General features: G+C 65.5%; 22 protein-coding genes. 13 read left to right on the top strand and 9 right to left on the bottom strand.

Going from position 1 to position 22,446, the window contains the following annotated elements:
* Window positions 1–8: 8 nt before the first annotated feature.
* On the bottom strand, window positions 9–341 hold the full coding sequence (locus tag AC0L3X_RS10625) for a hypothetical protein (RefSeq protein WP_063981519.1): 333 nt from the start codon (window positions 339–341) through the stop codon (window positions 9–11).
* A 130-nt stretch (window positions 342–471) separates the two neighbouring features.
* On the bottom strand, window positions 472–1,332 hold the full coding sequence (locus AC0L3X_RS10620; protein WP_063981518.1) for a DUF2147 domain-containing protein: 861 nt from the start codon (window positions 1,330–1,332) through the stop codon (window positions 472–474).
* 190 nt (window positions 1,333–1,522) lie between these two features.
* On the opposite strand from AC0L3X_RS10620, the gene AC0L3X_RS10615 reads away from it, so the two are divergent.
* Both AC0L3X_RS10615 and AC0L3X_RS10610 read left to right on the top strand, forming a co-directional pair.
* On the top strand, window positions 1,523–2,308 hold the full coding sequence (locus AC0L3X_RS10615; RefSeq protein ID WP_283017507.1) for a DUF2147 domain-containing protein: 786 nt from the start codon (window positions 1,523–1,525) through the stop codon (window positions 2,306–2,308).
* Between the two features lie 436 nt (window positions 2,309–2,744).
* Window positions 2,745–4,208, top strand: coding sequence for a FecR domain-containing protein (locus AC0L3X_RS10610; protein WP_354095489.1), 1,464 nt, complete (start codon window positions 2,745–2,747; stop codon window positions 4,206–4,208).
* 303 nt (window positions 4,209–4,511) lie between these two features.
* Here AC0L3X_RS10610 and AC0L3X_RS10605 read toward each other — a convergent pair whose 3' ends face one another.
* A complete protein-coding gene (locus AC0L3X_RS10605) occupies window positions 4,512–5,075 on the bottom strand; it encodes an NUDIX hydrolase (RefSeq protein WP_063981515.1) in 564 nt (187 codons plus the stop codon).
* 67 nt (window positions 5,076–5,142) lie between these two features.
* A complete protein-coding gene (asd, locus tag AC0L3X_RS10600; protein ID WP_063981514.1) occupies window positions 5,143–6,006 on the bottom strand; it encodes an archaetidylserine decarboxylase in 864 nt (287 codons plus the stop codon).
* A 35-nt stretch (window positions 6,007–6,041) separates the two neighbouring features.
* On the opposite strand from asd, the gene AC0L3X_RS10595 reads away from it, so the two are divergent.
* Window positions 6,042–7,706: an aminotransferase class III-fold pyridoxal phosphate-dependent enzyme gene (locus AC0L3X_RS10595; RefSeq protein ID WP_063981513.1), complete on the top strand. Its 1,665-nt coding sequence runs from the start codon at window positions 6,042–6,044 to the stop codon at window positions 7,704–7,706.
* A 376-nt stretch (window positions 7,707–8,082) separates the two neighbouring features.
* On the opposite strand, the gene AC0L3X_RS10590 is transcribed toward AC0L3X_RS10595, so the two are convergent.
* From AC0L3X_RS10590 to AC0L3X_RS10580, 3 genes are all read right to left on the bottom strand, one after another.
* Window positions 8,083–8,742: a hypothetical protein gene (locus AC0L3X_RS10590; RefSeq protein WP_014492925.1), complete on the bottom strand. Its 660-nt coding sequence runs from the start codon at window positions 8,740–8,742 to the stop codon at window positions 8,083–8,085.
* Between the two features lie 238 nt (window positions 8,743–8,980).
* Complete coding sequence (locus AC0L3X_RS10585) at window positions 8,981–9,670, bottom strand: class I SAM-dependent methyltransferase (protein ID WP_063981512.1); 690 nt, start codon at window positions 9,668–9,670, stop codon at window positions 8,981–8,983.
* Between the two features lie 35 nt (window positions 9,671–9,705).
* Window positions 9,706–10,758 (bottom strand): glycosyltransferase family 4 protein, encoded by a 1,053-nt coding sequence (locus tag AC0L3X_RS10580; RefSeq protein WP_063981511.1) that lies wholly within the window; start codon window positions 10,756–10,758, stop codon window positions 9,706–9,708.
* Window positions 10,759–11,033: 275 nt separating this feature from the next.
* Here AC0L3X_RS10580 and AC0L3X_RS10575 point away from each other — a divergent pair, with 275 nt between their 5' ends.
* The 3 genes from AC0L3X_RS10575 to AC0L3X_RS10565 all read left to right on the top strand — a co-directional run bounded on the left by AC0L3X_RS10575 (window position 11,034) and on the right by AC0L3X_RS10565 (window position 12,813).
* Window positions 11,034–11,741: a L,D-transpeptidase gene (locus AC0L3X_RS10575; RefSeq protein ID WP_063981510.1), complete on the top strand. Its 708-nt coding sequence runs from the start codon at window positions 11,034–11,036 to the stop codon at window positions 11,739–11,741.
* Between the two features lie 110 nt (window positions 11,742–11,851).
* A complete protein-coding gene (locus tag AC0L3X_RS10570; RefSeq protein WP_063986139.1) occupies window positions 11,852–12,274 on the top strand; it encodes a c-type cytochrome in 423 nt (140 codons plus the stop codon).
* Between the two features lie 206 nt (window positions 12,275–12,480).
* Window positions 12,481–12,813, top strand: a complete 333-nt coding sequence (locus AC0L3X_RS10565) for a GIY-YIG nuclease family protein (RefSeq protein WP_063981509.1) — start codon at window positions 12,481–12,483, stop codon at window positions 12,811–12,813.
* Window positions 12,814–12,953: 140 nt separating this feature from the next.
* Here AC0L3X_RS10565 and AC0L3X_RS10560 read toward each other — a convergent pair whose 3' ends face one another.
* Window positions 12,954–13,223: a hypothetical protein gene (locus tag AC0L3X_RS10560; RefSeq protein WP_063981508.1), complete on the bottom strand. Its 270-nt coding sequence runs from the start codon at window positions 13,221–13,223 to the stop codon at window positions 12,954–12,956.
* Window positions 13,216–14,010: a DUF899 domain-containing protein gene (locus AC0L3X_RS10555; RefSeq protein WP_063981507.1), complete on the bottom strand. Its 795-nt coding sequence runs from the start codon at window positions 14,008–14,010 to the stop codon at window positions 13,216–13,218. Before AC0L3X_RS10555 ends, AC0L3X_RS10560 begins: the two co-directional genes overlap by 8 nt.
* A gap of 150 nt (window positions 14,011–14,160) precedes the next feature.
* Here AC0L3X_RS10555 and AC0L3X_RS10550 point away from each other — a divergent pair, with 150 nt between their 5' ends.
* From AC0L3X_RS10550 to AC0L3X_RS10520, 7 genes are all read left to right on the top strand, one after another.
* Window positions 14,161–15,381 (top strand): hypothetical protein, encoded by a 1,221-nt coding sequence (locus tag AC0L3X_RS10550; protein ID WP_063981506.1) that lies wholly within the window; start codon window positions 14,161–14,163, stop codon window positions 15,379–15,381.
* A gap of 28 nt (window positions 15,382–15,409) precedes the next feature.
* Window positions 15,410–16,048, top strand: coding sequence for a Vgb family protein (locus AC0L3X_RS10545; protein WP_063981505.1), 639 nt, complete (start codon window positions 15,410–15,412; stop codon window positions 16,046–16,048).
* A 138-nt stretch (window positions 16,049–16,186) separates the two neighbouring features.
* Window positions 16,187–17,755, top strand: coding sequence for a DUF4403 family protein (locus AC0L3X_RS10540; protein WP_063981504.1), 1,569 nt, complete (start codon window positions 16,187–16,189; stop codon window positions 17,753–17,755).
* A 129-nt stretch (window positions 17,756–17,884) separates the two neighbouring features.
* Window positions 17,885–19,009, top strand: a complete 1,125-nt coding sequence (locus tag AC0L3X_RS10535; protein ID WP_063981503.1) for an ABC transporter ATP-binding protein — start codon at window positions 17,885–17,887, stop codon at window positions 19,007–19,009.
* A 56-nt stretch (window positions 19,010–19,065) separates the two neighbouring features.
* Window positions 19,066–20,124, top strand: coding sequence for an ABC transporter substrate-binding protein (locus AC0L3X_RS10530; protein WP_063981502.1), 1,059 nt, complete (start codon window positions 19,066–19,068; stop codon window positions 20,122–20,124).
* Window positions 20,125–20,146: 22 nt separating this feature from the next.
* Entirely contained in the window at window positions 20,147–21,409 is a 1,263-nt protein-coding gene (locus tag AC0L3X_RS10525) for an ABC transporter permease (RefSeq protein WP_354095473.1), read from the top strand.
* A complete protein-coding gene (locus AC0L3X_RS10520; protein WP_063981501.1) occupies window positions 21,406–22,236 on the top strand; it encodes an ABC transporter permease in 831 nt (276 codons plus the stop codon). The genes AC0L3X_RS10525 and AC0L3X_RS10520 overlap by 4 nt, the downstream gene beginning before the upstream one ends.
* Window positions 22,237–22,446 lie beyond the last annotated feature (210 nt).

Raw genomic sequence — 22,446 nt, 5'->3', positions numbered from 1 at the left:
TGCCGTGCTCAGAAATTCGAGCAGGACGATCCCGTGACGCCGCCGATCTTGAAGTCGTGGCAGACGAGACCGGGATTATCGGGATCGGGATAGCCGTCGTCCTTCTCGCGATCCGTATGACTGAAGCGCCAGCCCCGCATGCGCATGCAGCGCTTGTATTGCGCTGAGGTCACCGTGCCGTTCTGCGGCGCGCCGAGCTGCGCGTCGCAGAACGCGCTGTCGACATGCAGCGCATCGTCGCCGCGCTGCTGCTTCAGCATGTTGTTCCAGATGTCGGTGTCGGCGTGGGCTGGGATCGCGCAGCCGATCAGCAGCGCGGCGATGAGGCCTAAACGTTTCATGTTGGCTCTCCTTGCATGCGTCATCAGCCATCGGTCGCGTGCAAGCGAGAAGCAGGTTCGGTGCAGGACGATTACAAATTGGACAGGGGCAAGCTGCCACACTCCCCTGGAGGGGAGGGTAAAAGAAACGCTACGACCTTGCGCCCCACTGCCGTGATGTCGTGATCACCTTCTGCTGCCGCTCCTCGACGCGCGTCCAGTCGTTGCCGGAGCACCAGAAGTGGCCGAGCGCGCAGGCTTCGACGCGGAGCCTGCCGGAAGCCGTCAGCGTCATCGTCCCATAATAGGTGCTGCCGCTGGAACGGCTGTAGATGCTGCCGGTCCAGGCCTCGTGCGTTTTCGGCTTCATGTTGACGAGCACGCTTTCGCCCCGGCTCAAGGCTTCGGTCAGCGCATAGCCGCACAGCGCGGCGCCGCAGCGTTCGATGCGAACCGTGCCCTTGGCGCCGGCGCTCTCCCATTCGCCGAGCGGCGAATAAGCCGGCTCGTTATCGCTGACCTGGGCGATCGATGAAGTCTCGTCGGGCCTCGGAGCGACGGCCGTCGCCTCCATGCGCGGCGGATCGAGCAGGACGGTCTTCGGCGGATCCATGCGCGGCAGCTCAACTCTCGGCGGATCGGGGCTCGGCGCCTCGAGTCTTGGCGGCGGCAAGACAACGGGCTGCGATGTGGCAGCGGCCATGACGGGGGCGGGCGGCGCGGGCGGTGTCACGACGACGGCCGCTGGCGCCGGCCTGACCGGAGCTGCCGGACAAGCCGGTTGCGACGGCGCGACCGCGGGCGGCGGAGCAGATGTCGTGTCGACGTCGTTCGTCGGCCGGAACCTGCGATTGGATGAAACCGACACGCAGGAAGCAGACCGGCAATTCCGCGGCGCCTCGACATGAAACCGGTGGCCGCCGATCGAGAAGGTGTAGGAACCGGCTTGGGCTGACGACGCCATCGCCGCCAAAGCGATCAATGTGCCAAGCGATGTCGCAAGCCGCTTCATCGGTGCCTCCCTCTGTGTCGCGACGAGGTTACGCGGGCTGACTTGCCGCTGAATGTGCGCTGCCTCACCCAGCCGACGCGGTCCGTTGTGACGTCCATCACAGAAGGCGGGACAGGCCCGGCGTAGGATCGAACCACGCTTCATCCACCAGCGACACCAGTTCAGACCGGCACAATTTTCAGAGGTTGCCATGAACAAGCTCACCATCGCCGCCACCGCGCTCTTCCTCGCTTCGACCGCCGCCGCGCATGCCGGCAATTCGATTGCGTTCCAGATCGAAGGCCAGCACATCCGCATCGAGACGCCGCCCAACTGCGCCTCGCTCGATTGCGTGACGATCGTCGCACCGGGCCTGTCGGACAAGCCGATCAAGCTGAACAACATCAACCTCAAGGGCCTCGGCGGCTCCAAGGACGACGACGACACCACGCCAGCTCCGTCCACGACGACCGCGCAGCCCGCGCCGGCTCCGGTGCAGCAGCAGCCCGTGCAACAGGCGCCGCTGCAGGCGACCGCGCCGGCAGCGCCTGCTGTCGCCGCCCCCGCGGCGCCCGCCACGACGGTTGCCGCCGCTCCGGCCGCCGGCTACGACAACACCGCGCCGGTCACGGCTCCCGTTGCCGCGCCCGCACCGGTCGCGATTGCTCCCGCGCCCGCTCCGGCGCCGGTTGCTGCCGCGCCCGTGCAAGCCGCCAATACGCCGATCGGCGTCTGGGCGACCGAAGAGAACAAGGGCAATGTCCGCGTCGAACAGTGCGGCGCCAATCTCTGCGGTTACGCCGTGAAGTCCAACGAGCGCATCCTGATCAACATGAAGCCCGACGGCGCGAAGTGGAGCGGCCGCATCCACGATCCCGACTCCGGCCGCAACTACGACTCCATGATCGCGATGAAGGGCCCGAATGCGATGCGCGTGCAGGGCTGCGCCTTCGGCGGCATGTTCTGCGGCGGCCAGACCTGGAAGCGCGTGAGCTGACATCAACGATGTCATCCTCGACAGGTGCACAATGATCGTCATGCCCGGGCTTGTCCCGCCTGCGCGGCCGAAGCCGCTTCGGCGAGGCGAAGGCCCGGGCATCCACGTTCTCAGTACCGCGCGTCAAGGCGTGGATGGCCGGAACAAGTCCGGCCATGACGATCCGAGAGACACTGCGCCACAAGCAAGCAAACTCTATCCCCTCACCCTGAGGAGCCTGCGCAGCAGGCGTCTCGAAGGGCGAGGCCCGAATCAACAGCTGGGCCTCTATGGTTCGAGACGCGCGCAAGGGCGCGCTCCTCACCATGAGGGGAGAGAGCGCCGTTTGAACGTTCGCCCCGTCCATGCGACACATGTTCATCCGCCATTCAGCTAACCCCGGCTGATATCGGCCGATCTCGCCTCGCGCTCTCACCGGGACTTCCTCGTGACATCAATGGTGGCTTGGCGCCGCTTCGTCTTCGCGCTTCCGTTGCTGGCGTTGCCGCTGGCCGGCGCGAGCGTGGCGCTCGCATCCGATGCAATCGAGCTTGCGCAGGCCCAGCCCCAAGCGCAGCCAAATCCCACCCCGTCCCCGACGCCGTCGGCTTCACCTGCGCCCGCCACGGACGCGCAACCCGCTGCCGTCGAGCCGATCGGCAACGTCGCGACCGTGACGGGGATCGCAACCGTGGTCCGCGACAAGAACTCGTATCCGCTGCGCGTGCGCGACGACATCTATCTCAACGACGTCGTGCAGACCTCGTCGAACTCCTCGCTCGGCATCACCTTCAACGACGCCACCACGTTCAACCTCTCCGCCAGCGCCAAGATCACCATCGACAATTACGTCTATGAGGACGGCGGCAAGCAAAATTCGGCGATCTTCGACATCGGCAAGGGCACCGTTGCCTTCGTTGCGGCAGCCGTGGCGAAGACCGGCGACATGAAGATCGCAACGCCGACCGCAACGCTCGGCATCCGCGGCACCACCGGCGTCGTCGACGTTCCCGAAGGCGCGGCGGCCAGTGCTGCGAATAACGTCAACATCAAGCTCTATCCCGACGCCGACGGCCGGGTCGGCCACATCGAGGTCAACGATCGCACCAGCGGCACGCGACTCGGCGCGTTGACGCAGGCCGCAAGCGGTTTTGCGATCCGCCCGGGCGCCGGAGGCACAGGCGGCATGCGCTTTGCCGCCGTGCCGATCACGATCGCTCCGCAGCAGATCACGCGCGACCGCGGCTTCGTCAGCCAGGTGCATCTGGCGCAGACCACGGGCCGGCAGATCGTCACCGAGCAGCGCGACTTCCGCCGTGCCAATCCGACCGCAATCAGCCGCATTCCGCGGCCGACCCAGCCACCGCAGCAGCAGCAATTGCGGCCGACGACAGCACCCGGTCAGCAGCCGCAGCGGCCGAACGGCCAGCCCGGCCAGAACAACCGTCCGGGCCAGCAGCAGCCGGGCACGCCGGGCCGCCAGGGCGCGCAGCCGCCGCAGCGGCAAGGACAAGGCGGCGCCGTGCAACCGGGTACGCCGCGCGCGGGCCAGGGTCAGCAGCAGCGAGGCCAGCAGCAGCAGGGCCAGCAGCAACCAGGTCAGCAGCAAGGTGCGGGACAGCCGGCAGGTGCGCCGCGTACTGGACAAGGCACGCAGCCCGGCGGCGCGTTGCAGACGCAGCCACAGCGAAACGGACAGACCCCGGCGCAGCCCGGCGGAGTCGTGCCGTCACAGCCGGGCACGGCGCCGCAGCCGCAAACGCCGCGCACCGGATTGCAGCCGGGCCAGCCGCCCGCGGCTCAGCAGCCAGGCGGCATCCAGCGCCAGGGCGGATTCCAGCAGCGCCTCCCCGCCGCGCAACGTCCCGCAGCACCGCGCAGACCGGCGCCCGCTCCGAAGGAGAAGAAAGAGCGGCGGTGAACGGTGCCTCCCCTCACCCTGAGGAGCTTGCGAAGCAAGCATCTCGAAGGGCGAGGCCACAGTCGGGCCGCATGGTTCGAGACGCGCGCGGTGCGCGCTCCTCACCATGAGGGCCGACGTCGAGTGCGCGGCCCTCTCCTCCGTCATTGCGAGCGAAGCGAAGCAATCCAGAATCTTTCCGCTGAGGGACTCTGGATTGCTTCGCTGCACTCGCAATGACGACTTGGAGGGAACTAAGGCTCCCACAAACTTGCTAGCTCGCGGATGTTTCCAAACTCGCGAGCAGAGCAGCGTGAAGACAATTTACGCCTCTCCCCGCAGCCAGGCCTTCACCTTCTGCAACAGCCCATGAGGCAGCTCGCCAACTGACGCGGCTTCGGCGGGCGTCAGCGTCTGCAAAGCTACATCGATGTCGTCGGTTGCTGGCGCCGGCTCGGGCACCGGCGTAGGCTCAAGCCCGGCCGCCGCGAGCGCGATCGGACCGACCTGCACCAGGAACGCGCGCTCATATTCACGCGACAGGCGCGCGAGCGCATCCTCCAGCGTGAGCCAGTCGACCGCCTTGATGTCGTTCATCAGCTTGCGAACGGGACCGCCCTCGGCCTCCATGCGCCAGAAATGCACGACCTTGGAGCGCCCTCCCGACTGGTAGACGAGCGTGCCGAGGAATTCGTGGATGGCCACATCGTGGCCGGTCTCTTCCAGCACCTCGCGGTGCGCGGCTTCCTTCGGCGTCTCGCCGTCGTCGAGCTTGCCCTTGGGCAAAACCCATTCGTTGCGCTTGCGCTGGCGCACGACCGCAACCAGCGGCGGTGCGCCACGCCGCAGCACAATACCACCCGCCGCCATCACCGGCGCCCGCGCCATCACAACATTCCGTGTCGATCCAATCGGCCCGCCGACGATATAGGCTGCCGACGCGGCGGATTGAAGGCTAGTTCTTCTTCAACAGCGCTTGACCTGCGCGAATGCGGGTGCCCTCGCCGATGCCGTCGCAGAAGTTGAAATCACCCGGCGCCAGGATGATGATGGTGGAGCCGTGCTCGAACCAGCCGAGTTCCTCGCCCTTGGTCACGTTGACGTCGCAGGGGAAATTGACCGGGCCGCGAGTCTGCGCGTTCAGCACCATGTCGAGGAAGTGCAGGCGGATGCTCGCGACCAGGATCGCGGCGACCGGCACCAGCGTCACGGCTTCGCCGGTCGACAAATGCGTGCGGATCACCGCGCGCTCGTTCTTGCAGAACAGACGCTCGACCCGCTTCAGCGCGATCGGGTTGACGTTCCAGACGTCGCCATGGATCAGCGTGACGCGCTCGATATGTGCATCATAGGGCGCATGGAAGCGGTGATACATGCTCGAGGTCAACCGCAGCGTGACGAAGCTTCCGTTGCGGTGCTGATCCACGAGCGCGGAGTCACCGAGCAGGTCGAGCAGCGAATAGGGCGCGCCCTTGACCTGGAACAGCTCGGTGTCGGCGATCCGGCCATGGGCGCCGACGATGCCGTCCGAGGGGCTGGCGACAATGGAGGGGTCGGGATCAAAGGGCCGCAGCCCCGGCTTGAGTTCCCGGGTGAAACAATCGTGCAGACTCCTAAAGTGGGTCTTGCGCGCCTCCGATAGATCGAGGTCGGAAAACAGCTTCCACAGCGCGATCGAGAAGTCCCTGACGAGCGGGTTCTCGATCTTGGAGAATCGGCCCATGAAGCGGGTCAGGGCCGCGCGGGGGATGCGGTTGGTCAACAGGAAGTTGAGGTCTTCCTGCTGGGTGAAAGAGGCAATGAGGGCTTTGACTGTCATGAATCTGTCAGCTCGCAGTATTAGCGCTTGTTGTCATGGAAACGACACTCCCGATTCTCTCATTTTCCGTGGCCGCCGCAGCGTCCGCTGCCGCCGCCTTCCCGAAGATCAAAGCGCGGATCGAACTGTCCCGCGCCAAGCACCGGTCGCTCGCCGGACACTCCAAGATGTCGCGCCGGGTGGCCAAGCTGCTCCCGTTCTACGAGTTCGAGGGCGACAAGTACTTCGGCTGCGACGGCGCGCCTGATAACGTGGTGCAGCAGCGCAAGGACGCCTTCTTCCGCCTCGCCAGCCTTTACGCCGAGCGCTACCCCAAGGGCCGCGCGATGACGAAGGAAGCGGCGGAAAAGATCTCCGACCTGCACTTCACCGAAACCTACCGCGTGCCGTTCCAGTTCTCGCGCCTCGTCCGCGAGCATCTGGGCACCTCGACCTTCATGGAATCGTCCAGCGGCGTCACCGTCACGGATGTCGACGGCAACACCTCCTACGACCTCACCGGATCCTACGGCGTCAACATCTTCGGCAACGACTTCTACAAGGAGTGCATCGAGGGCTCCGAGAAGCGCGCGCATGCACTCGGACCCGTGCTCGGCCCCTACCACCCCGTCATCCTCGAGAACGTGCAGCGGCTCTGCCAGATCTCGGGCCTCGACGAGGTCTCGTTCCACATGTCCGGCACCGAGGCCGTGATGCAGGCGGTGCGGCTGGCGCGCTACCACACCAAGCGCACCCATCTCGTCCGTTTCGCCGGCGCTTATCACGGCTGGTGGGGCGACGTGCAGCCCGGCGTCGGCAACCCCATTCCCGCGCACGAGACCTACACCCTCGCCGAGATGTCCGAGAAGACGCTGCACGTGCTGCGCACGCGCAAGGACATCGCCTGCGTCCTGGTCAATCCGTTGCAGGGCCTGCATCCGAACGGCAACGCGCCCGGCGATTCCTCGCTGGTCGATTCCTCCCGCGGCGGCAACTTTGACCGCGCGGCGTATACCGAGTGGCTCAAGAAGCTGCGCGAAGTCTGCACCGAGCGCGGCATCGCGCTGATCTTCGACGAGGTCTTCGTCGGCTTCCGTCTCGCCGCCGGCGGCGCCCAGGAGTACTTTGGCGTCAAGGCCGACATGGTGACCTACGGCAAGAGCCTTGCCGGCGGCCTGCCGGTCGGCGTCGTCTGCGGCAAGAAGGAATTGATGCGCCGCTTCCGCGACGATCGTCCCGCCGATATCTGCTTCGCCCGCGGCACCTTCAACTCGCACCCCTACGTCATGACGGCGATGGACGAGTTCTTGAGCCGCCTCGCCAGCCCGAACTTCCGTGCCATCTATGATGGGCTGGACGCTACCTGGAACGGCCGCGCGCAAAAGCTCAACCAGATGATGACCGACGCCGACCTGCCGGTGCGGTTCGCCAACTTCTCGTCGATCTGGACGGTGAAATACACCACCCCGTCCCGCTACAACTGGATGCTGCAATACTATCTGCGCGCCGAAGGCCTGTCGCTGAGCTGGGTCGGCACTGGCCGACTGATCTTCAGCCTGAACTACACCGACGCCGATTTCACCGAGGTCGCCGAGCGGTTCGTTCGCGCCGCCGAGAAGATGAAAGCCGACGGCTTCTGGTGGCACGACGGCGTGCTCACCAACAAGAATATCAAGCGGCAGATTTTGAAAGAGATGCTGGCCAAGCGTTTCGGGCGCTGAGGCTTTCTCACTCTTAACCCCGATCACCGCCCGCCCTTCTCCCTCGCCCCGCCCTTGTCCGCCGAAGCCTTGGCGAAGGCGGATGCGGGGCCGCGACGAGCTACGCTCGCGCTGAGAGGGTCGGGGTGAGGGGGAGTCTCCGCGCATGCGGTGAGAGTTGATCAACGATCCACTAGCAGCCCCCCCGCGGAGAGCCCCCCTCACCCGGCTTTGCGCTACGCGCAAATCCGACCTCTCCCCGCAAGCGGGGCGAGGTGAAGAGAGCGCTGGGCTCCGCTGAGTCACTTTAAAGGTATCCCCAAGACGTGGATGCCCGGCACGAGGCCGGGCATGACGTAACCATCAGACATCGGAGTGTTGTGTGAGAACAGCGCGCTCAGGCGTGCTGCTCTTCGAGCGTGGGCTCGGAGATCAAACCCAGCGTGTGCTCGGGGTTGAGGTGCAGGCCGGGATCCATCAGCTCGCCGCGCATCAGGGCGAGCGGCGCGCTACGATAGAGCATCAGGTCGTGGAAGGGATCGGTCAGGATCTTGGTCATCCAGACTAGGCCGGTCTCGACATCGCGGATGAAGAACAGGTGCACGGTGCGGAACAACAGACCGCCGCCGCCGATCACCAGCCAGATCTTGGCGACCTGCCGCATGAAATCGGTCGCGCTCGCCCAGGGCGTGAACAGGCCGAACAGCGTCGGATCGACAACCAGCACCAGCGGCGACAGCGCCCAGATCGCCATCAGCACCACTTTGCGCTGAAGGTTGTAGCCGACCTTGATGTCTTCCTTGTACTCGTGCGTCGCCTGGTTGATGTGGTCGTAATCGTGCGGCTCGAAGAAGAAGTGACCGGCCTGGCGCGAGGTCATCGACACCAGCCAGCCGACCAGCGCCGAGATCATGGGATCGACGAACAGCCAGACATAGGCGAAGAGAAAGCTCAGCGCGCTGACGAAGTGCAGGCTCTGATTGATGCGGCTGTGGTGATAGTAGCGATGGTCGTCCCAGCGCTGGATCCGCAGCTGCTCGAGATAATTCTTGATCATGCTCTCCCCCAAAATGCTTTCGGGTTCAGGATTTACAGGGATTCGATGTAGGCCGTGTGACATCATCATTTTGTCATGTGACGATGTGCAGCGGCGCGATGACGCACGTGTTACTCTCTCCCCTCATCCTGAGGAGCGCGGAACGCGCGTCTCGAAGGATGAAGGCCGAGCTGCATCAGCACGGGCCTTCATGGTTCGAGACGGCGCTTACGCGCCTCCTCACCATAAGGAGTGACGGTCAGGCTGCCTTGGCGACGTCGACCTTGCGGAAGCGCACCAGCGAGAAATGGCCGAGCGGCGGAATCAGGCGGCGCTCGGCGAGCTCGATGCCCTTGGCACCGGAGAGCCACTTCGCATAACGCGACCAGGCGAACTCGGCGGTGCGGAAGCCGAGCGGACGCACCACCGGCTGGAGCTTCTGCTCGATGAAGCGGCGCATGCCGGTATCGGCGCTGACGCGGGTGAGGATGATCAGCTCGCCGCCCGGGCGCAGCACGCGGGCGAATTCGTCGAGCGCCACTTCCGGGTTCGGCACGGCGGTGACGACATATTGCGCCATCACGACGTCGAAGGAATTGTCGGGGAATTCGAGCTTCTCGGCGTCCATCACCGCGAGGCCCTCGACATTCTTCAGATTGCCCTCGGTGACGCGCTGGCGCGCCTTGTCGAGCATCGCTTCCGAAATGTCGGTGCCGAAGATGCGCAGATGCGGCGCGTAGAGCGGCAGCGAGATGCCGGTGCCGACGCCGACCTCGAGCACACGGCCCCCGATCTTGTTGGTGGCCGCGATCGCGGCCTGCCGGCCCTTGGCGAACACGCCGCCGAACACGAGATCGTAGACGGGCGCCCAGCGGTCATAGGCCTGCTCAACCGTGCCACGGGTGAGGTCGAGCTGCTGGGTGCCGTCAAGGTTCATGATCTTAGCCATCGATGAGGTTCTCGCTGTGGGTCAAACGTTGCAGATCAGCCGCGCACCGGCCGCCGCGCCATGACCGGCGAGGCGCGCAGGATGCGGCTGGGCTGAAGTGAGGTGAGGTTTCCGACGAACTGCCGCGCGCTGTTTTCCCAGGAACGCTCCAGCGCGAAGTTACGGCAGGTCTCGCGCGACATGGTGAGCGCGCGGAGGCACGCGGTACGCAGATCATGGTCGATCGCGCCGATCGGATGATCGGCGATGACGTCCTTGGGGCCCGTCACCGGAAACGCCGCCACCGGCGTGCCGCAGGCGAGCGCCTCGAGTTGCACCACACCGAACGTGTCGGTCAGGCTCGGGAAGACGAAGACATCGGCGGCGGCGAGATGCGCGGTCAGATCCGCGCCCTTCTTCTCGCCGAGGAAGACGGCATCCGGATATTTCTTTTCGAGCGCCGCCTTCTGCGGGCCGTCGCCGACGACGACCTTGGTGCCGGGCATGTCGAGCGAGAGGAACGCTTCGAGGTTCTTCTCCACCGCGACGCGGCCCATGGTCATGAAGATCGGGCCCGGCAAATCGAGCTTGGCCGGGCTGTCTGGATGAAACAGCTCGGTGTTGACGCCGCGCGTCCAGAAGCCGAGCCGCTTGAAGCCGCGCTCGGAGAGCTCCTGCCGCAGCGAAGGCGTCGCCACCATGGTCATCGCGGCGGCATCGTGGAAGTGGCGCAGCACGGCATAGCCGACGGCATCAGGGATACCGGTCCGCACCGAGATGTATTCGGGAAAGCGCGTCGTGTAGGAGGTGGTGAAGGCAAGGCGGTTGCGGCGGCAATAAGCGCGCGCGGCCCAGCCGATCGGCCCCTCGGTCGCGATGTGCAGCGCTTCCGGCGCGGCCTTCTCGATCCGCCGCGCGATCTCCTTGCCGCTCGGCAGCGCGATGCGCAGGCCCGGATAGGTCGGTAGCGGCCAGGACCGAAAGCCGTCCGGGGTGAGGAAGTCGATCTCGACGTCGAGCGCCTTGGCCGCATTCGCCAGCGAGGTCAGCGTCCGGACCACACCGTTAACCTGCGGATGCCAGGCGTCAGTCGCGATTAATACCCGCATGGGGAAATCCCGAGAGTTTGATGATTCTCGGCTTAGGACCATCAACCACGGATATTTCAGGCGTGTGACGTCACAGAAGTGTCGGCCCGCTGTTTTGTTGGTTAACGGGTCCGCGCCGCCACGAAACCGTCATGAAACAAATCCTTTCCGCCATGAAACCGTTTTCGGTTTTCCGCGCAAAGCTCCCGAAACGTTTTGTCGTTAGTGATTTGGGCAACGGAGCACCGAAACGGTGCCGCGGTGGTCAAGAAACACCGATCAAACAGGGGCGATCAATGATCAATCTGGACACGTTCAAGACGTATTCGTGCGCCGTTGCGCTCAGCGCCGTCGCGATCTCCGCAATCGCATTTGCCGGTCCGGTGAAGGCTGCGCCCGTGCAGCTCTTCCCCTTCTTCCAGCCGCTGCCGCCGATGGCCGCGCCGCAGCCTTACCAGCCCTATCAGGCGACGCCTTACCAGGCCGCGCCGTCCGAGGATCAGGATGCGGTCGAGATGCCGGCGCGCTTCCGCCGCCAGACCGTCTCCTATGCGACGCGTGAGGCGCCGGGCACCATCATCATCGATACGCCCAACACCTATCTCTATTACGTGCTCGGCAACGGCCAGGCCGTTCGCTACGGCATCGGCGTCGGCCGCGACGGCTTCACCTGGTCCGGCGTACAGTCGGTGACCAAGAAGGCCGAGTGGCCGGATTGGACCCCGCCGCCGGAAATGATCGCCCGCCAGCCCTATTTGCCGCGCCACATGGCCGGCGGCCCCGGCAACCCGCTCGGCGCGCGCGCCATGTATCTCGGCGGCACCATCTACCGCATCCACGGCACTAACGCCCCCGACACGATCGGCAAGCACGTCTCGTCCGGCTGCATCCGCCTGACCAACGACGACGTCACCGACCTCTACTCCCGCGTCAACGTCGGCACCAAGGTGATCGTGCTGCCGATGACGGAACGCCGCGCGGATCTCGGCGCCGCAACGCGCTAACGCGACAGGACATTGTGACGCAAACGGCCCCGGAACCCACCGGGGCCGTTTTCGTTTGCATCATGCTCTCCGGGCGGCCTCGCCTGGAGAAGCACTGTTCGGAGGCGCGGATGCGATCACGCCTGCAAAGGTCGCCAGGTCCATGGCTGCGCTCGATCGTTGGTGCCGGCGCATTGACGCTGCTCCTGTCAGCGCCCCCTTCGCTCGCCCAGCAGCCGGCGAACGACGAGGCGGCCCAGCAGGCTTTCAACAATTCCTGTCGCACCTGCCACTCGGTGAAGGATGGCGACAATCGCCTCGGTCCCAATCTCAGCAAGATCGTGGGACGCAAGGCCGGCTCGCTGCCGGACTACAACTACTCTCCGTCGATGAAGGACGCCGGCTTCGTCTGGGACCGGGACAAGCTGACCCGCTTCATGGTCAAGCCGGATGAGGTCGTGTCCGGCAACAAGATGCAGCCCTATGGCGGCGTCTCCGCGGAGGACGCGGCTAGGGTGGTTGCGTATCTGCAGGCGACATCGGGTTCACAGTAGCGGGCCACGGTGCACCGCTGCATTTTGGTTTGCGATGCGATTGCGGCGCATCCTTCGAGACGCCCGCCTCCGGCGGGCTCCTCAGGATGAGGGCGGAGTGCGTGGCCGCAAATCTGTCCACAGTGCTTGCACCACGTCATGGATGCCAGTTAGCCTCATCCTGAGGAGACCGCGAAGCGGTCGTCTCGAAGGATGGGGCGGGCACGATGACAGAAGGCGCGTACCTCTACATTCTCAGATGCGTCGACGGCAGCTATTACATCGGCACGACGCGCACCGAGCTTGAGCTCAGAATCGCGCAGCACAACGCTGGCACGTTCGGCGGCTATACGAAGTCACGCAGGCCCGTGACCCTGGTCTTCTCGCAATGGTTCGACCGGATTACCGACGCGATCGAATGCGAGCGCAAGCTCAAGAAATGGAGCCGCGCCAAGAAGGAAGCCTTCATGCGCGGAGATTTTGCCGAGCTGCATGAATTGGCAAAGCGCGGATCTCATCATCCTTCGAGACGCCCACCCGCGGCGGGCTCCTCAGGATGAGGGCGGAGTGCGCGGCTCGAGGTTTTCCTCGAAGGACCTGCACTAACCTACGAAGCGCTAGTTAGCCTCATCCTGAGGAGCGCGCTCTTGCGCGCGTCTCGAAGGACGAGGCGTTCACACCGGCGGAAGCCGCTTACCGCTTACCGCGCCCGCCGCCGCTCCGCGATCAGCCTCAGCCATGCCGCTGAATGAAACGCGCTCATCAGCAGATACATCGGCACCATCCCACTCAGCACGGAGCCGTACCCGGCGGCACACAGCATGTCCGCCGGGCCGCCGAGCACGGCCGTCAGCACGGCCATGATCGCGAAGGTCGGCGTCGCCGCCAGAGCCAGCCATCTGGCGAGGTGGCGTGCGGCCACCACGCCATCGCGGCTCGCGCCGGTGGCCACGTTGGCGGGACTAGTCACGGCCTTCCGCGGCCTCGTCGCGAAAGGCCTTCTCGCCGGCCGTCGAGATCTCGACCCATTTCTTGTCGGGCGCAGCGCCTTCCGCGTAGCTGTCGTGCCAGTTCCACCATTTGTAGGTCGGCGTCTGCGGATAGCCCTTTGGCGAGTCCTCCCAGACCTCCTGGCGGCCGAGCGGCGTGATGTCGAGATAGTTCCAGGTGCCGCCCATCTGCTCGTCGCCGCGGCTCTTGATGAAGTAGGTGCGGAAGATGCGGTCGCCGTCGCGGTAGAACACGTTGGTGCCGTGCCATTCGTCGACGCCGAAATCGGCGTCGAAACTGTCGGTGACGGTGACCCAGGGCATGGTCCAGCCCATCCGCTGCTTCAGCCTGATGATGTCGGCCTGGGGCGCGCGCGAGGCGAACACGAGCGTGGTGTCGCGGGCGTTCAGATGCGAGACATGGGCGACCTGGTCGGCCACCATGGAGCAGCCCCGGCAGGCTTGATCGGGCCAGCCGAGCACGCCCGGCTCGAAGAAGGCCCGGTAGACGATCAGCTGCCGCCGGCCCTGGAACAGATCCACCAGACTGATCTTGCCGCCGGGCCCCTCGAACGCATAGGTTTTGGTGACTTCCATCCACGGCATGCGCCGGCGCTCGGCGGCGAGGGCGTCGCGGGTACGGGTATGCGCCTTTTCCTTCACGAGCAGTTGCTGACGGGCGGCCTCCCAGTCCTGCGGCGACACCACCGGCGGTGTTTGCATGGCGGCCTGTCCGTTAGTTCCTGCGTTGTCTGCTGATGTCATCATGGCTCTCCATTCCTCTTGCCCGGGCGGTCATTCCGCGTCGCGCTACGACGGACGCGGAACCGCTCGACCCTCACCGCACATTGTCGGTCGTCAACGATTTCTGGCACCAAGCGGTTGCGCGGAGGGAGTAACAAGTGTGGCGGGATTTGAATGGACTCGCTGATCACGGCCGCCGCGCGCGCGCTTGAGGCCGGCGATCCGCTCGGCGCGCTGAACCGCGTTGCGCTGCGCAACGATGCACCGTCGCTGGCGCTACGCGGCATCGCGATGGCGCAGCTCGGCGATCTCGCGAAGGCGAAGACGCTGCTGCGGAGCGCTGCGCGCGCGTTCGGTCCGAGAGAGGCGGTGGCGCGCGCAAGATGCGTGGTGGCCGAAGCCGAGATCGCGCTCGTCTCGCGCGACCTGAGCTGGCCGGTGAAAACGCTCGCAGCGGCCCGCGCGACGCTCGAACAGCACGGCGATCTCGCCAATGCAGCTCATGCAGGCCACATCGAGGCGCGCCGCCTCCTCCTCGTCGGGCAGCTCGACGAAGCCGAGCGCACGCTGGCCGAGCTCAGCCCCTCCCCGCTCCCGCCTGCCTCTCAGGTCGTCCGCGAGCTCGTGGTCGCCGGCATCGCCATCAGACGACTGAGAGCGAAAGATGCGCGCGCGGCGCTCAACCGCGCGGCTCACGCAGCGCGGCAGGCGAAGATCCCGGCGCTCGTGGCCGAGGTCGACAACGCGAACCTGATCCTCGACACGCCGGCGGCGCGCCTGATCGCGCGCGGCAGCGAGCATCCGTTGTTGCTCGGGGAGGTCGAGAGACTGGCGACCTCGACGGCGCTCGTCGTGGACACCTTTCATCATGCCCTGCGCAGGCAAGGCCGCGTCGTATCGCTCGGAACGCGCCCGGTGCTGTTCGCGCTCGCCCGCCTCCTGGCGCAGGCATGGCCCGCCGATGTCTCGCGAGAGGCGCTGATATCAGGCGCGTTCCGGGCGAAGCACGCCGACGAATCGCATCGCGCGCGGTTGCGCGTGGAGATCGGGCGGCTCCGCACCCAGCTCAAGCCGCTGGCCGACATCAGCGCGACGAAGCAGGGTTTTGTGCTGGCGCCGCGCAAGACGCGCGACGTCCTCGTGCTGGCACGTCCCGTCGAGGAGAAGCACGCCGCGGTGCTCGCCGTCCTCTCCGACGGCGAGCCCTGGTCAAGCTCGGCGCTCGCGCTGGCGCTGGGGACGAGCGCCCGCACCGTGCAGCGGGCCCTCGAAGAGCTGGCGCGGTCGAACAAGGTGCAATCGTTCGGACACGGCCGGGCACGGCGCTGGATGACCCCGCCCGTCCCGGGTTTCCCGACAGGCTTGTTACTCCCCGGACCGCTCCTGAAGGCGTAAGTTGGATCACATCAGAGGGATCAAGCACATGAAGCGTTCCGCCGCCGAGATCGTCAGGGAGTACGGACCTTTTGCGGGTGTCGAGGCCGTGCATGGCGTCACCTACGACGGCACCCATGTCTGGTTCGCATCCGGCGACAAGCTGAATGCGGTCGATCCGGCCAACGGCAAGATCGCACGCTGCATCGATGTCGCCGCGCATGCGGGGACGGCGTTCGACGGCCGGCACCTGTTCCAGATCGCCGAGGATCGCATCCAGAAGATCGACGCCGCCACCGGCAAGGTGATCAGCACGATTCCGGCCCCGGGCGGCGGCGGCGATTCCGGATTGGCCTGGGCGGAGGGCTCGCTGTGGGTCGGTCAGTATCGCGAGCGCAAGATCCATCAGGTCGATCCGGAGACGGGAAAGATCCTCCGCACCATCGAAAGCAAGCGCTTCGTGACCGGCGTCACCTGGGTCGACGGCGAGCTCTGGCATGGCACCTGGGAGGGCGAGGAAAGCGATTTGCGGCGGATCGATCCCGAGACCGGCAAGGTGCTGGAGCAGCTCGACCTGCCCGCCGGGACGATGGTGTCAGGATTGGAGTCCGACGGCGGCGACCGCTTCTTCTGCGGCGGTGGCGATCGCGGCAATGTGAGGGCGGTTCGCCGCCCGCGGCGCAGCTAAGGTGCGCGATGACGGATGCGCGGCACCGATGCTGCCGCAACCGTTAATCTGTTCGCCCCAATTCCACCCCACCGGTGCGCTCTAGCGCCCCCCTCGCCTGCCCTGTAGACTTCCGACCCTGGGTGGCTTGGGGGATTGATGCGACTGACGCTGAACTTGAAGACTGTCCTGATCGCCGTGGCGGTGCTCGCGGCGTCGTTTTTCGTCAGCCTGAAGGCGATGGACTGGCTGTCGCCGCGCGCGGCGACGACTGCGCCGCCGGTCGCGCAATTGCCGCCGCTGCCGCCGGTCGCGAAGAGTTCGATCGTGGTGGCGCCGGTGGCGATCGCGATATCGGCGATCCGCGAACAGGCCGAGAAAGCCGCGCCGCGCAATTTCGCCGGCAAGGCCGATAATCCAATCTCGCAGATCCTGGAGAATGCCGACATCGGCTGGTCCGCCGTGCGCGGGCCGATGGCGGCTGCCGGCGACAAGGACGTGCTGACGATCTCGACGCCGCTCAATGGCAAGCTGAACGTGACGGGCTCGCTGTCGTCGAAAGCCACCGGCGCGCTCGGCGACGCGCTCGGCAGCGTGCTCGGCGGCGACGCAGCGAAACGGATCGGCGCGGTCAACATCAAGAATTTGAACGCCAGCGCCGAGATCAAGGGCAACGTGGTCGTCACCTCGCGCCCGAAGCTCGCGGCCAATTGGCATCTCGAGCCAAATCTCGGCGCCCAGGTCAATCTCGGCGACACCAACCTCAACGTCTCCGGCGCCAAGGTCAACGTGCCGGCGCAGGTGAAGCCGCTGATCGACAAGAATGTCGGCGAGCAGATCAACATCGTCTCCGAGCGCATCCGCAACGATCCCTCGCTGCGCGAGAATGCGAAGCTGCAATGGGCCAAGGCCTGCCGCTCGATCCCGCTGCAGGGCTCGGGCTCCTCGGCCTCGCTGCCGCCGCTCTGGCTCGAGATGAAACCGACCCGTGCCATCGCGGCGCAGCCGCGCGTCGACGCGCAGAACGTGACGCTGCTGCTCGGCCTTGAGCTCGAGACGCGCGTGACCTCGACGTCGACCAAGCCGGACTGTCCCTTCCCCGACAAGATCTCGATCGTGCCGCCGACCGGCACCGGCGTGAACATCGGCGTGCCGATCGACGTGCCCTTCACCGAGATCAACAAGCTGATCGCGGCGCAGATGGTCGGCCACACCTATCCCGAGGACGGCTCCGGCCCGGTCGACGTCACCGTGAAAGGCGTCAACGTGGTGCCGTCAGGCGATCGTCTCCTGATCTCGCTGCTGGTGCGTGCCAAGGAGAAGAAGAGCTGGCTCGGTCTCGGCGCCGAAGCGACCGTGCACATCTGGGGCCGGCCGATGCTCGACCAGGCGCAGCAGACGCTGCGGCTCGCCGACATCCAGCTCGCGGTGGAATCCGAGGCCGCCTTCGGCCTGCTCGGCGCGGCCGCACGCGCGGTGGTGCCGCAGATGCAGCAGGCCTTGGTGCAGAAGGCGACGCTCGATCTGAAGCCGATCGCCGCCAATGCGCGCGAGAAGATCGCGGCCGCGATCGCCGACTACCAGAAGAGCGAGGATGGCCTCAAGGTCGACGCCAAGATCGACAGCCTGACCCTCGCCGACATCGCCTTCGATTCCAAGACGCTGCGCATCGTCGCCGAAGCCGGCGGCTCGCTGAACGTCTACGTGACGAAGCTGTCGGGGATGTAGCGCGTCTTCACTCGCCGGACCCGCGCGCGTCGCTTGCGCCGCTGGCATTCTCGTCGGAGGATGCTAAGCTGTTTCTCGCAACCTCGAACGAGGTGCTGACAGCACTGCAGGGGACAACGCGAGGACAACATGGAAGCCGGCATGGTCACGCCTGCGCCGGCGCTGGTGCGCTTTTCCGGCATTCAGAAGACCTACGATGGCGAGCACCTCGTGGTGAAGAACCTCGATCTCGAAATCAGGAAGGGCGAGTTCGTCACCCTGCTCGGTCCGTCGGGCTCGGGCAAGACGACCACGCTGATGATGCTGGCCGGCTTCGAGGTTCCAACCCATGGCGAAATCTACCTCGCCGAACGGCCGATCAAGAACGTGCCGCCGCATAAGCGCGACATCGGCATGGTGTTCCAGAACTATGCCTTGTTCCCGCACCTGACGATCGCGGAGAATATCGCCTTCCCGCTATCCGTTCGCAACACGGCCAAGGCCGAGGCGCAGGAACGCGTCAACGCGGCGTTGCGCATGATCAAGATGGAAACCCTGGCGCACCGGCGGCCCGGGCAGCTGTCCGGCGGTCAGCAGCAGCGCGTGGCGCTGGCCCGCGCGCTGGTTTTCAATCCGCAGCTCGTGCTGATGGACGAGCCCCTGGGCGCCCTCGACAAGCGCCTGCGGGAGCAGATGCAACTGGAAATCAAGCAGCTGCACGAGACGATGGGCATCACCGTCGTCTACGTCACCCACGATCAGAGCGAAGCGCTCACCATGTCGGATCGCATCGCCGTGTTCAACGACGGCATCGTGCAGCAGATCGACCGGCCCGACGCGCTGTACGAGCATCCGGTGAACAGCTTCGTCGCTCACTTCATCGGTGAGAACAACGTGCTGTCCGGCACCGTCGAGACGATCGAGAAGGACTATTGCCGCGTCACGCTGGCTGGTGGCGGCGCCGTGACCGCACGGGCGGTCAATGTATCCGGCGCGGGCGCGTCGACCTCCCTGTCGGTGCGGCCGGAGCGGATCGCCATCATCCCGGACGGCACCTCCAGCGAGGGACCGAACCGGCTGCCGGCGAAGGTGCAGAACACCATCTATCTCGGCGACCACGCACTGGCCGTGCTCGATGTCGCCGGCAACGGGGAGTTCATGGTCAAGCTTCAGCCGGGGACGCATGACGGATTGAGACATGGCAGTCTAAGATCTGGTGAAAGCGTATTCATCACCTTCCGTCCCGAGGACTGCCTGGCCCTCGATCCCGTCTGATCCGGACCGGCATCGATCAACCTCAACGCAACGCAGATGAAGAAGGAACAAGGACCATGCTGAAGCGCAAGACTGGCAAGATTGCTCTGGGGTTCGCCGTGGCGTTCAGCGCCAGCGCCGCGCTGGCCACGGTCGCGCAGGCGCGTGACCTCACCGTCGTGTCGTGGGGCGGCGCCTATCAGGATGCCCAGAAGAGGGTCTATTTCGAGCCGTTCAAGAAAGCAGCCGGCGTCGCGATGAACGACGAGTCCTGGGACGGCGGCGTCGGCGTGCTGCGCGCCAAGGTGCAGGGTGGTGCCGCCACCTGGGACCTCGTCCAGGTCGAGAGCGACGAACTCGCGGTCGGCTGCGAGGAAGGCCTGTTCGAGAAGATGGATTATTCCAAAATCGGCGGCGAGGCCGCCTATATACCGCCGTCGGTCAATCCCTGCGGCGTCGGCGCCATCCTCTACGATTTCGTTCTCGGCTACGACAAGGACAAGCTGAAGGACGCCCCCAACGGCTGGGCCGACTTCTTCGACACCAAAAAGATTCCGGGCAAGCGCGCCTTGCGTCAGGGCCCGAAGACCACGCTGGAGATCGCCCTCATGGCCGACGGCGTCGCACCGAAGGACGTCTACAAGGTGCTGGCGACCGACGAGGGCGTCGAGCGCGCGTTCAAGAAGCTGGACACCATCAAGGGCGACATCGTCTGGTGGAAGGCCGGCGCCCAGCCGCCGCAATTGCTCGCCTCCGGCGAGGTGGCGATGACCTCGGTCTACAATGGCCGCATCGACACCGCGAACAAGAACGACAAGAAGAATTTTGGCATCGTATGGGACGGAGCGCTCTTCACCCTCGACAGCTGGGTCATCCTGAAGGGCAGCCCGAACAAGGACGCGGCCTACAAGTTCCTGGACTTCGCGGGCAAGGCGGAGAACCAGTCAAAGCTGTCGCAGAACATCGCCTATGGCACCTCGAACAAGGACGCAGCCGCCCTCCTCGCGCCCGCCGTTCTCAAGGACCTGCCGACAGCGCCTGACAACATCAAGAACGCGGTCGAGATCAACGTTGGCTTCTGGCTCGAGAACATCGACCGCCTGACCGAGCGCTTCAACAAATGGGCCGCGAAATAGCGCGCCCCACCAGGCTCGACCAATGACGGCCTCGCTCCTGACCGGCGCCAATGCGTCGACCGAGGTGCCGCTCAAGCGCCGATTGCGGCGTGCGGAGCGGACACGTCAGGTCAAGGCATTGGCGCTGGTGCTGCCGCTTCTCGTCTTCCTGCTCTTCACCTTCGCAGGCCCGATCGCCGGCATGCTGTGGCGCGCGGTCGATGACCGCGAGGTGCGTCAGGTTCTGCCGCAAACCATCGCTGCTCTCGCCAGCTGGGAAGGCAAGGACCTGCCGGATGAAAAGGCCTTTGCAGCGCTGGCAAGCGACATCCTGGCGGCGCGCGCTTCCGGCATCATCGCCATCGCGGCCAAGCGGCTCAATTACGCCCTGAACGGTTTTCGTACGATCCTGACCAGCACGGCACGTAATCTGAAGGCGCAGCCGGAGCCCGGCACCGCCAGGGAGACACTGGGCAAGATCAACCCGGCCTGGCGCGAACGGGCCACCTGGACGACGATCAAGGATGCCGGTGGCCCGGTGACCGGATTCTATCTGCTGGCGGCGCTCGACCTGACGCGGAACGTCGATGGTGCGATCGTCGCGGCCGCATCAGACCAGGCGATCTACCGCAACGTCTTCGCCCGCACCTTCCTCATCAGCTTCAGCGTCACGGTACTCTGCCTGATCCTCGGCTTCCCGGTCGCTTACCTACTGGCAACGCTGCCGCCGGGCCGGTCGAACCTGCTGATGATCTTCGTCCTGCTGCCGTTCTGGACGTCGCTTCTGGTCCGCACCTGCGCCTGGATCGTCTTGTTGCAGAGCAAGGGCGTCGTGAACGACAGCCTGCACTGGCTTGGCATCATCGACGAGCCGTTGCGGCTGATCTACAACCGCTTCGGTGTCTGCGTGGCCATGACCCACGTTCTCCTGCCGTTCATGATCCTGCCGCTGTATAGCAGCATGAAAGCGATCTCGCCTGCGTACATGCGTGCCGCCGCCTCGCTCGGCGCGCCACCGACCACTGCCTTCCTGCGGATCTACCTGCCTCAGACCCTGCCCGGCATCGGCGCGGGAAGCCTGCTCGTCTTCATCCTGGCGCTCGGCTACTACATCACACCGGCCCTCGTCGGCGGCGCCGCCGATCAGATGATCAGCTACTTCATCGCGCTCTACACGACCGAGACGGCCAATTGGGGCCTTGCTTCGGCGTTGGGAGCGGTGCTGCTGCTGGCCACTCTTTTGCTCGCTCTCGTCTACGGCAAGCTGGTGCAGGGGCAGCAGGTCACGGGAGGAATGAAGAATTGAGCGATCATTCTTCCCTCCGCACGCCCAGCCAGCGTATCGCGTGGACCGCGACCATCGTCATCTCCACGCTGGTGTTCATCTTCCTGATCGCGCCGATCCTTGCGATCATGCCGCTGTCCTTCAGCTCGGGCTCGTACCTCACCTATCCGCTGCCGGGCCTCTCCTTGCGCTGGTACGACGACTTCATCAATTCGCCGCGCTGGATGAATTCGCTGAAGAACAGCATGATCATCGGCGTCGCCTCGACCCTGCTGTCGATGGTGCTTGGCACGCTGGCTGCGCTGGGGCTGGCGCAGTGGAAGAGCCGGTTCAAACCGCTCGTGCTGGCTTTCGTGCTGTCGCCGGTCGTCGTGCCCGGCGTCATCACCGCGGTCGGCCTGTATTTCTTCTTCGCGCCGATCGGACTGACCGGCAGTTATCTCGGCTTGATCCTGGCCCACACCGCGCTGGCGACGCCCTTTGTGGTGATCACGGTCGGCGCGACGCTGCAAAGCTTCGACACCAATCTGGCACGCGCCGCCGCCTCACTCGGCGCCTCGCCGCTTTATGCGTTCCGCCGCGTGATCCTGCCGCTGATCCTGCCCGGCTTGGCGTCGGGTGCGCTGTTCGCCTTCGCGACCAGCTTCGATGAGGTGGTGATCGTGCTGTTCATGGCAGGCCCGGAGCAGCGCACGCTGCCGCGCGAGATGTTCAGCGGCATTCGCGAGAACATCAGTCCGACCATTACGGCGGCGGCGGTGATCTTGACGACAGTATCGGTCATCCTCCTCGCGACTTTGGAAGGCCTGCGCCGGCGCAACGAACGGCTCAAGGGCAGCAGCGCCTGAAAGGCGTCTTTCTTCCTTCTCCCCTTGTGGGAGAAGGTGGCGCGAAGCGCCGGATGAGGGGTTACCTCCGCAAGTACGAATGCAAGATGGGTACGTGCGGAGAGAGACCCCTCGCCCGTGGGGGGGGGCGCCGGCGCGCCCCCCCCAACCCCCCAAAGGGGGGGGAGAAAAAACCACAGGAAGCCGCGGGGGGCGGGGGGCGGGGGGGGG

The sequence above is a fragment of the Bradyrhizobium sp. MI1.7 genome, from assembly GCF_055811795.1.
Note: the sequence above shows the minus strand (reverse complement) of the source record. Positions and strands in the feature narration are given on the sequence as shown.

Excerpts from the sequence above, each read along its gene's own strand:
- AC0L3X_RS10625 (WP_063981519.1), bottom strand. The coding sequence starts at position 341 with ATGAAACGTTTAGGCCTCATCGCCGCGCTGCTGATCGGCTGCGCGATC.
- AC0L3X_RS10550 (WP_063981506.1), top strand. The coding sequence starts at position 14,161 with ATGGACTCGCTGATCACGGCCGCCGCGCGCGCGCTTGAGGCCGGCGAT.
- AC0L3X_RS10595 (WP_063981513.1), top strand. The coding sequence starts at position 6,042 with ATGGAAACGACACTCCCGATTCTCTCATTTTCCGTGGCCGCCGCAGCG.
- AC0L3X_RS10575 (WP_063981510.1), top strand. The coding sequence starts at position 11,034 with ATGATCAATCTGGACACGTTCAAGACGTATTCGTGCGCCGTTGCGCTC.
- asd (WP_063981514.1), bottom strand. The coding sequence starts at position 6,006 with ATGACAGTCAAAGCCCTCATTGCCTCTTTCACCCAGCAGGAAGACCTC.
- AC0L3X_RS10555 (WP_063981507.1), bottom strand. The coding sequence starts at position 14,010 with ATGATGACATCAGCAGACAACGCAGGAACTAACGGACAGGCCGCCATG.
- AC0L3X_RS10580 (WP_063981511.1), bottom strand. The coding sequence starts at position 10,758 with ATGCGGGTATTAATCGCGACTGACGCCTGGCATCCGCAGGTTAACGGT.
- AC0L3X_RS10610 (WP_354095489.1), top strand. The coding sequence starts at position 2,745 with ATGGTGGCTTGGCGCCGCTTCGTCTTCGCGCTTCCGTTGCTGGCGTTG.
- AC0L3X_RS10585 (WP_063981512.1), bottom strand. The coding sequence starts at position 9,670 with ATGGCTAAGATCATGAACCTTGACGGCACCCAGCAGCTCGACCTCACC.
- AC0L3X_RS10530 (WP_063981502.1), top strand. The coding sequence starts at position 19,066 with ATGCTGAAGCGCAAGACTGGCAAGATTGCTCTGGGGTTCGCCGTGGCG.
- AC0L3X_RS10525 (WP_354095473.1), top strand. The coding sequence starts at position 20,147 with ATGACGGCCTCGCTCCTGACCGGCGCCAATGCGTCGACCGAGGTGCCG.
- AC0L3X_RS10535 (WP_063981503.1), top strand. The coding sequence starts at position 17,885 with ATGGAAGCCGGCATGGTCACGCCTGCGCCGGCGCTGGTGCGCTTTTCC.
- AC0L3X_RS10570 (WP_063986139.1), top strand. The coding sequence starts at position 11,852 with ATGCGATCACGCCTGCAAAGGTCGCCAGGTCCATGGCTGCGCTCGATC.
- AC0L3X_RS10565 (WP_063981509.1), top strand. The coding sequence starts at position 12,481 with ATGACAGAAGGCGCGTACCTCTACATTCTCAGATGCGTCGACGGCAGC.
- AC0L3X_RS10605 (WP_063981515.1), bottom strand. The coding sequence starts at position 5,075 with ATGGCGCGGGCGCCGGTGATGGCGGCGGGTGGTATTGTGCTGCGGCGT.
- AC0L3X_RS10590 (WP_014492925.1), bottom strand. The coding sequence starts at position 8,742 with ATGATCAAGAATTATCTCGAGCAGCTGCGGATCCAGCGCTGGGACGAC.
- AC0L3X_RS10620 (WP_063981518.1), bottom strand. The coding sequence starts at position 1,332 with ATGAAGCGGCTTGCGACATCGCTTGGCACATTGATCGCTTTGGCGGCG.
- AC0L3X_RS10545 (WP_063981505.1), top strand. The coding sequence starts at position 15,410 with ATGAAGCGTTCCGCCGCCGAGATCGTCAGGGAGTACGGACCTTTTGCG.
- AC0L3X_RS10615 (WP_283017507.1), top strand. The coding sequence starts at position 1,523 with ATGAACAAGCTCACCATCGCCGCCACCGCGCTCTTCCTCGCTTCGACC.
- AC0L3X_RS10540 (WP_063981504.1), top strand. The coding sequence starts at position 16,187 with ATGCGACTGACGCTGAACTTGAAGACTGTCCTGATCGCCGTGGCGGTG.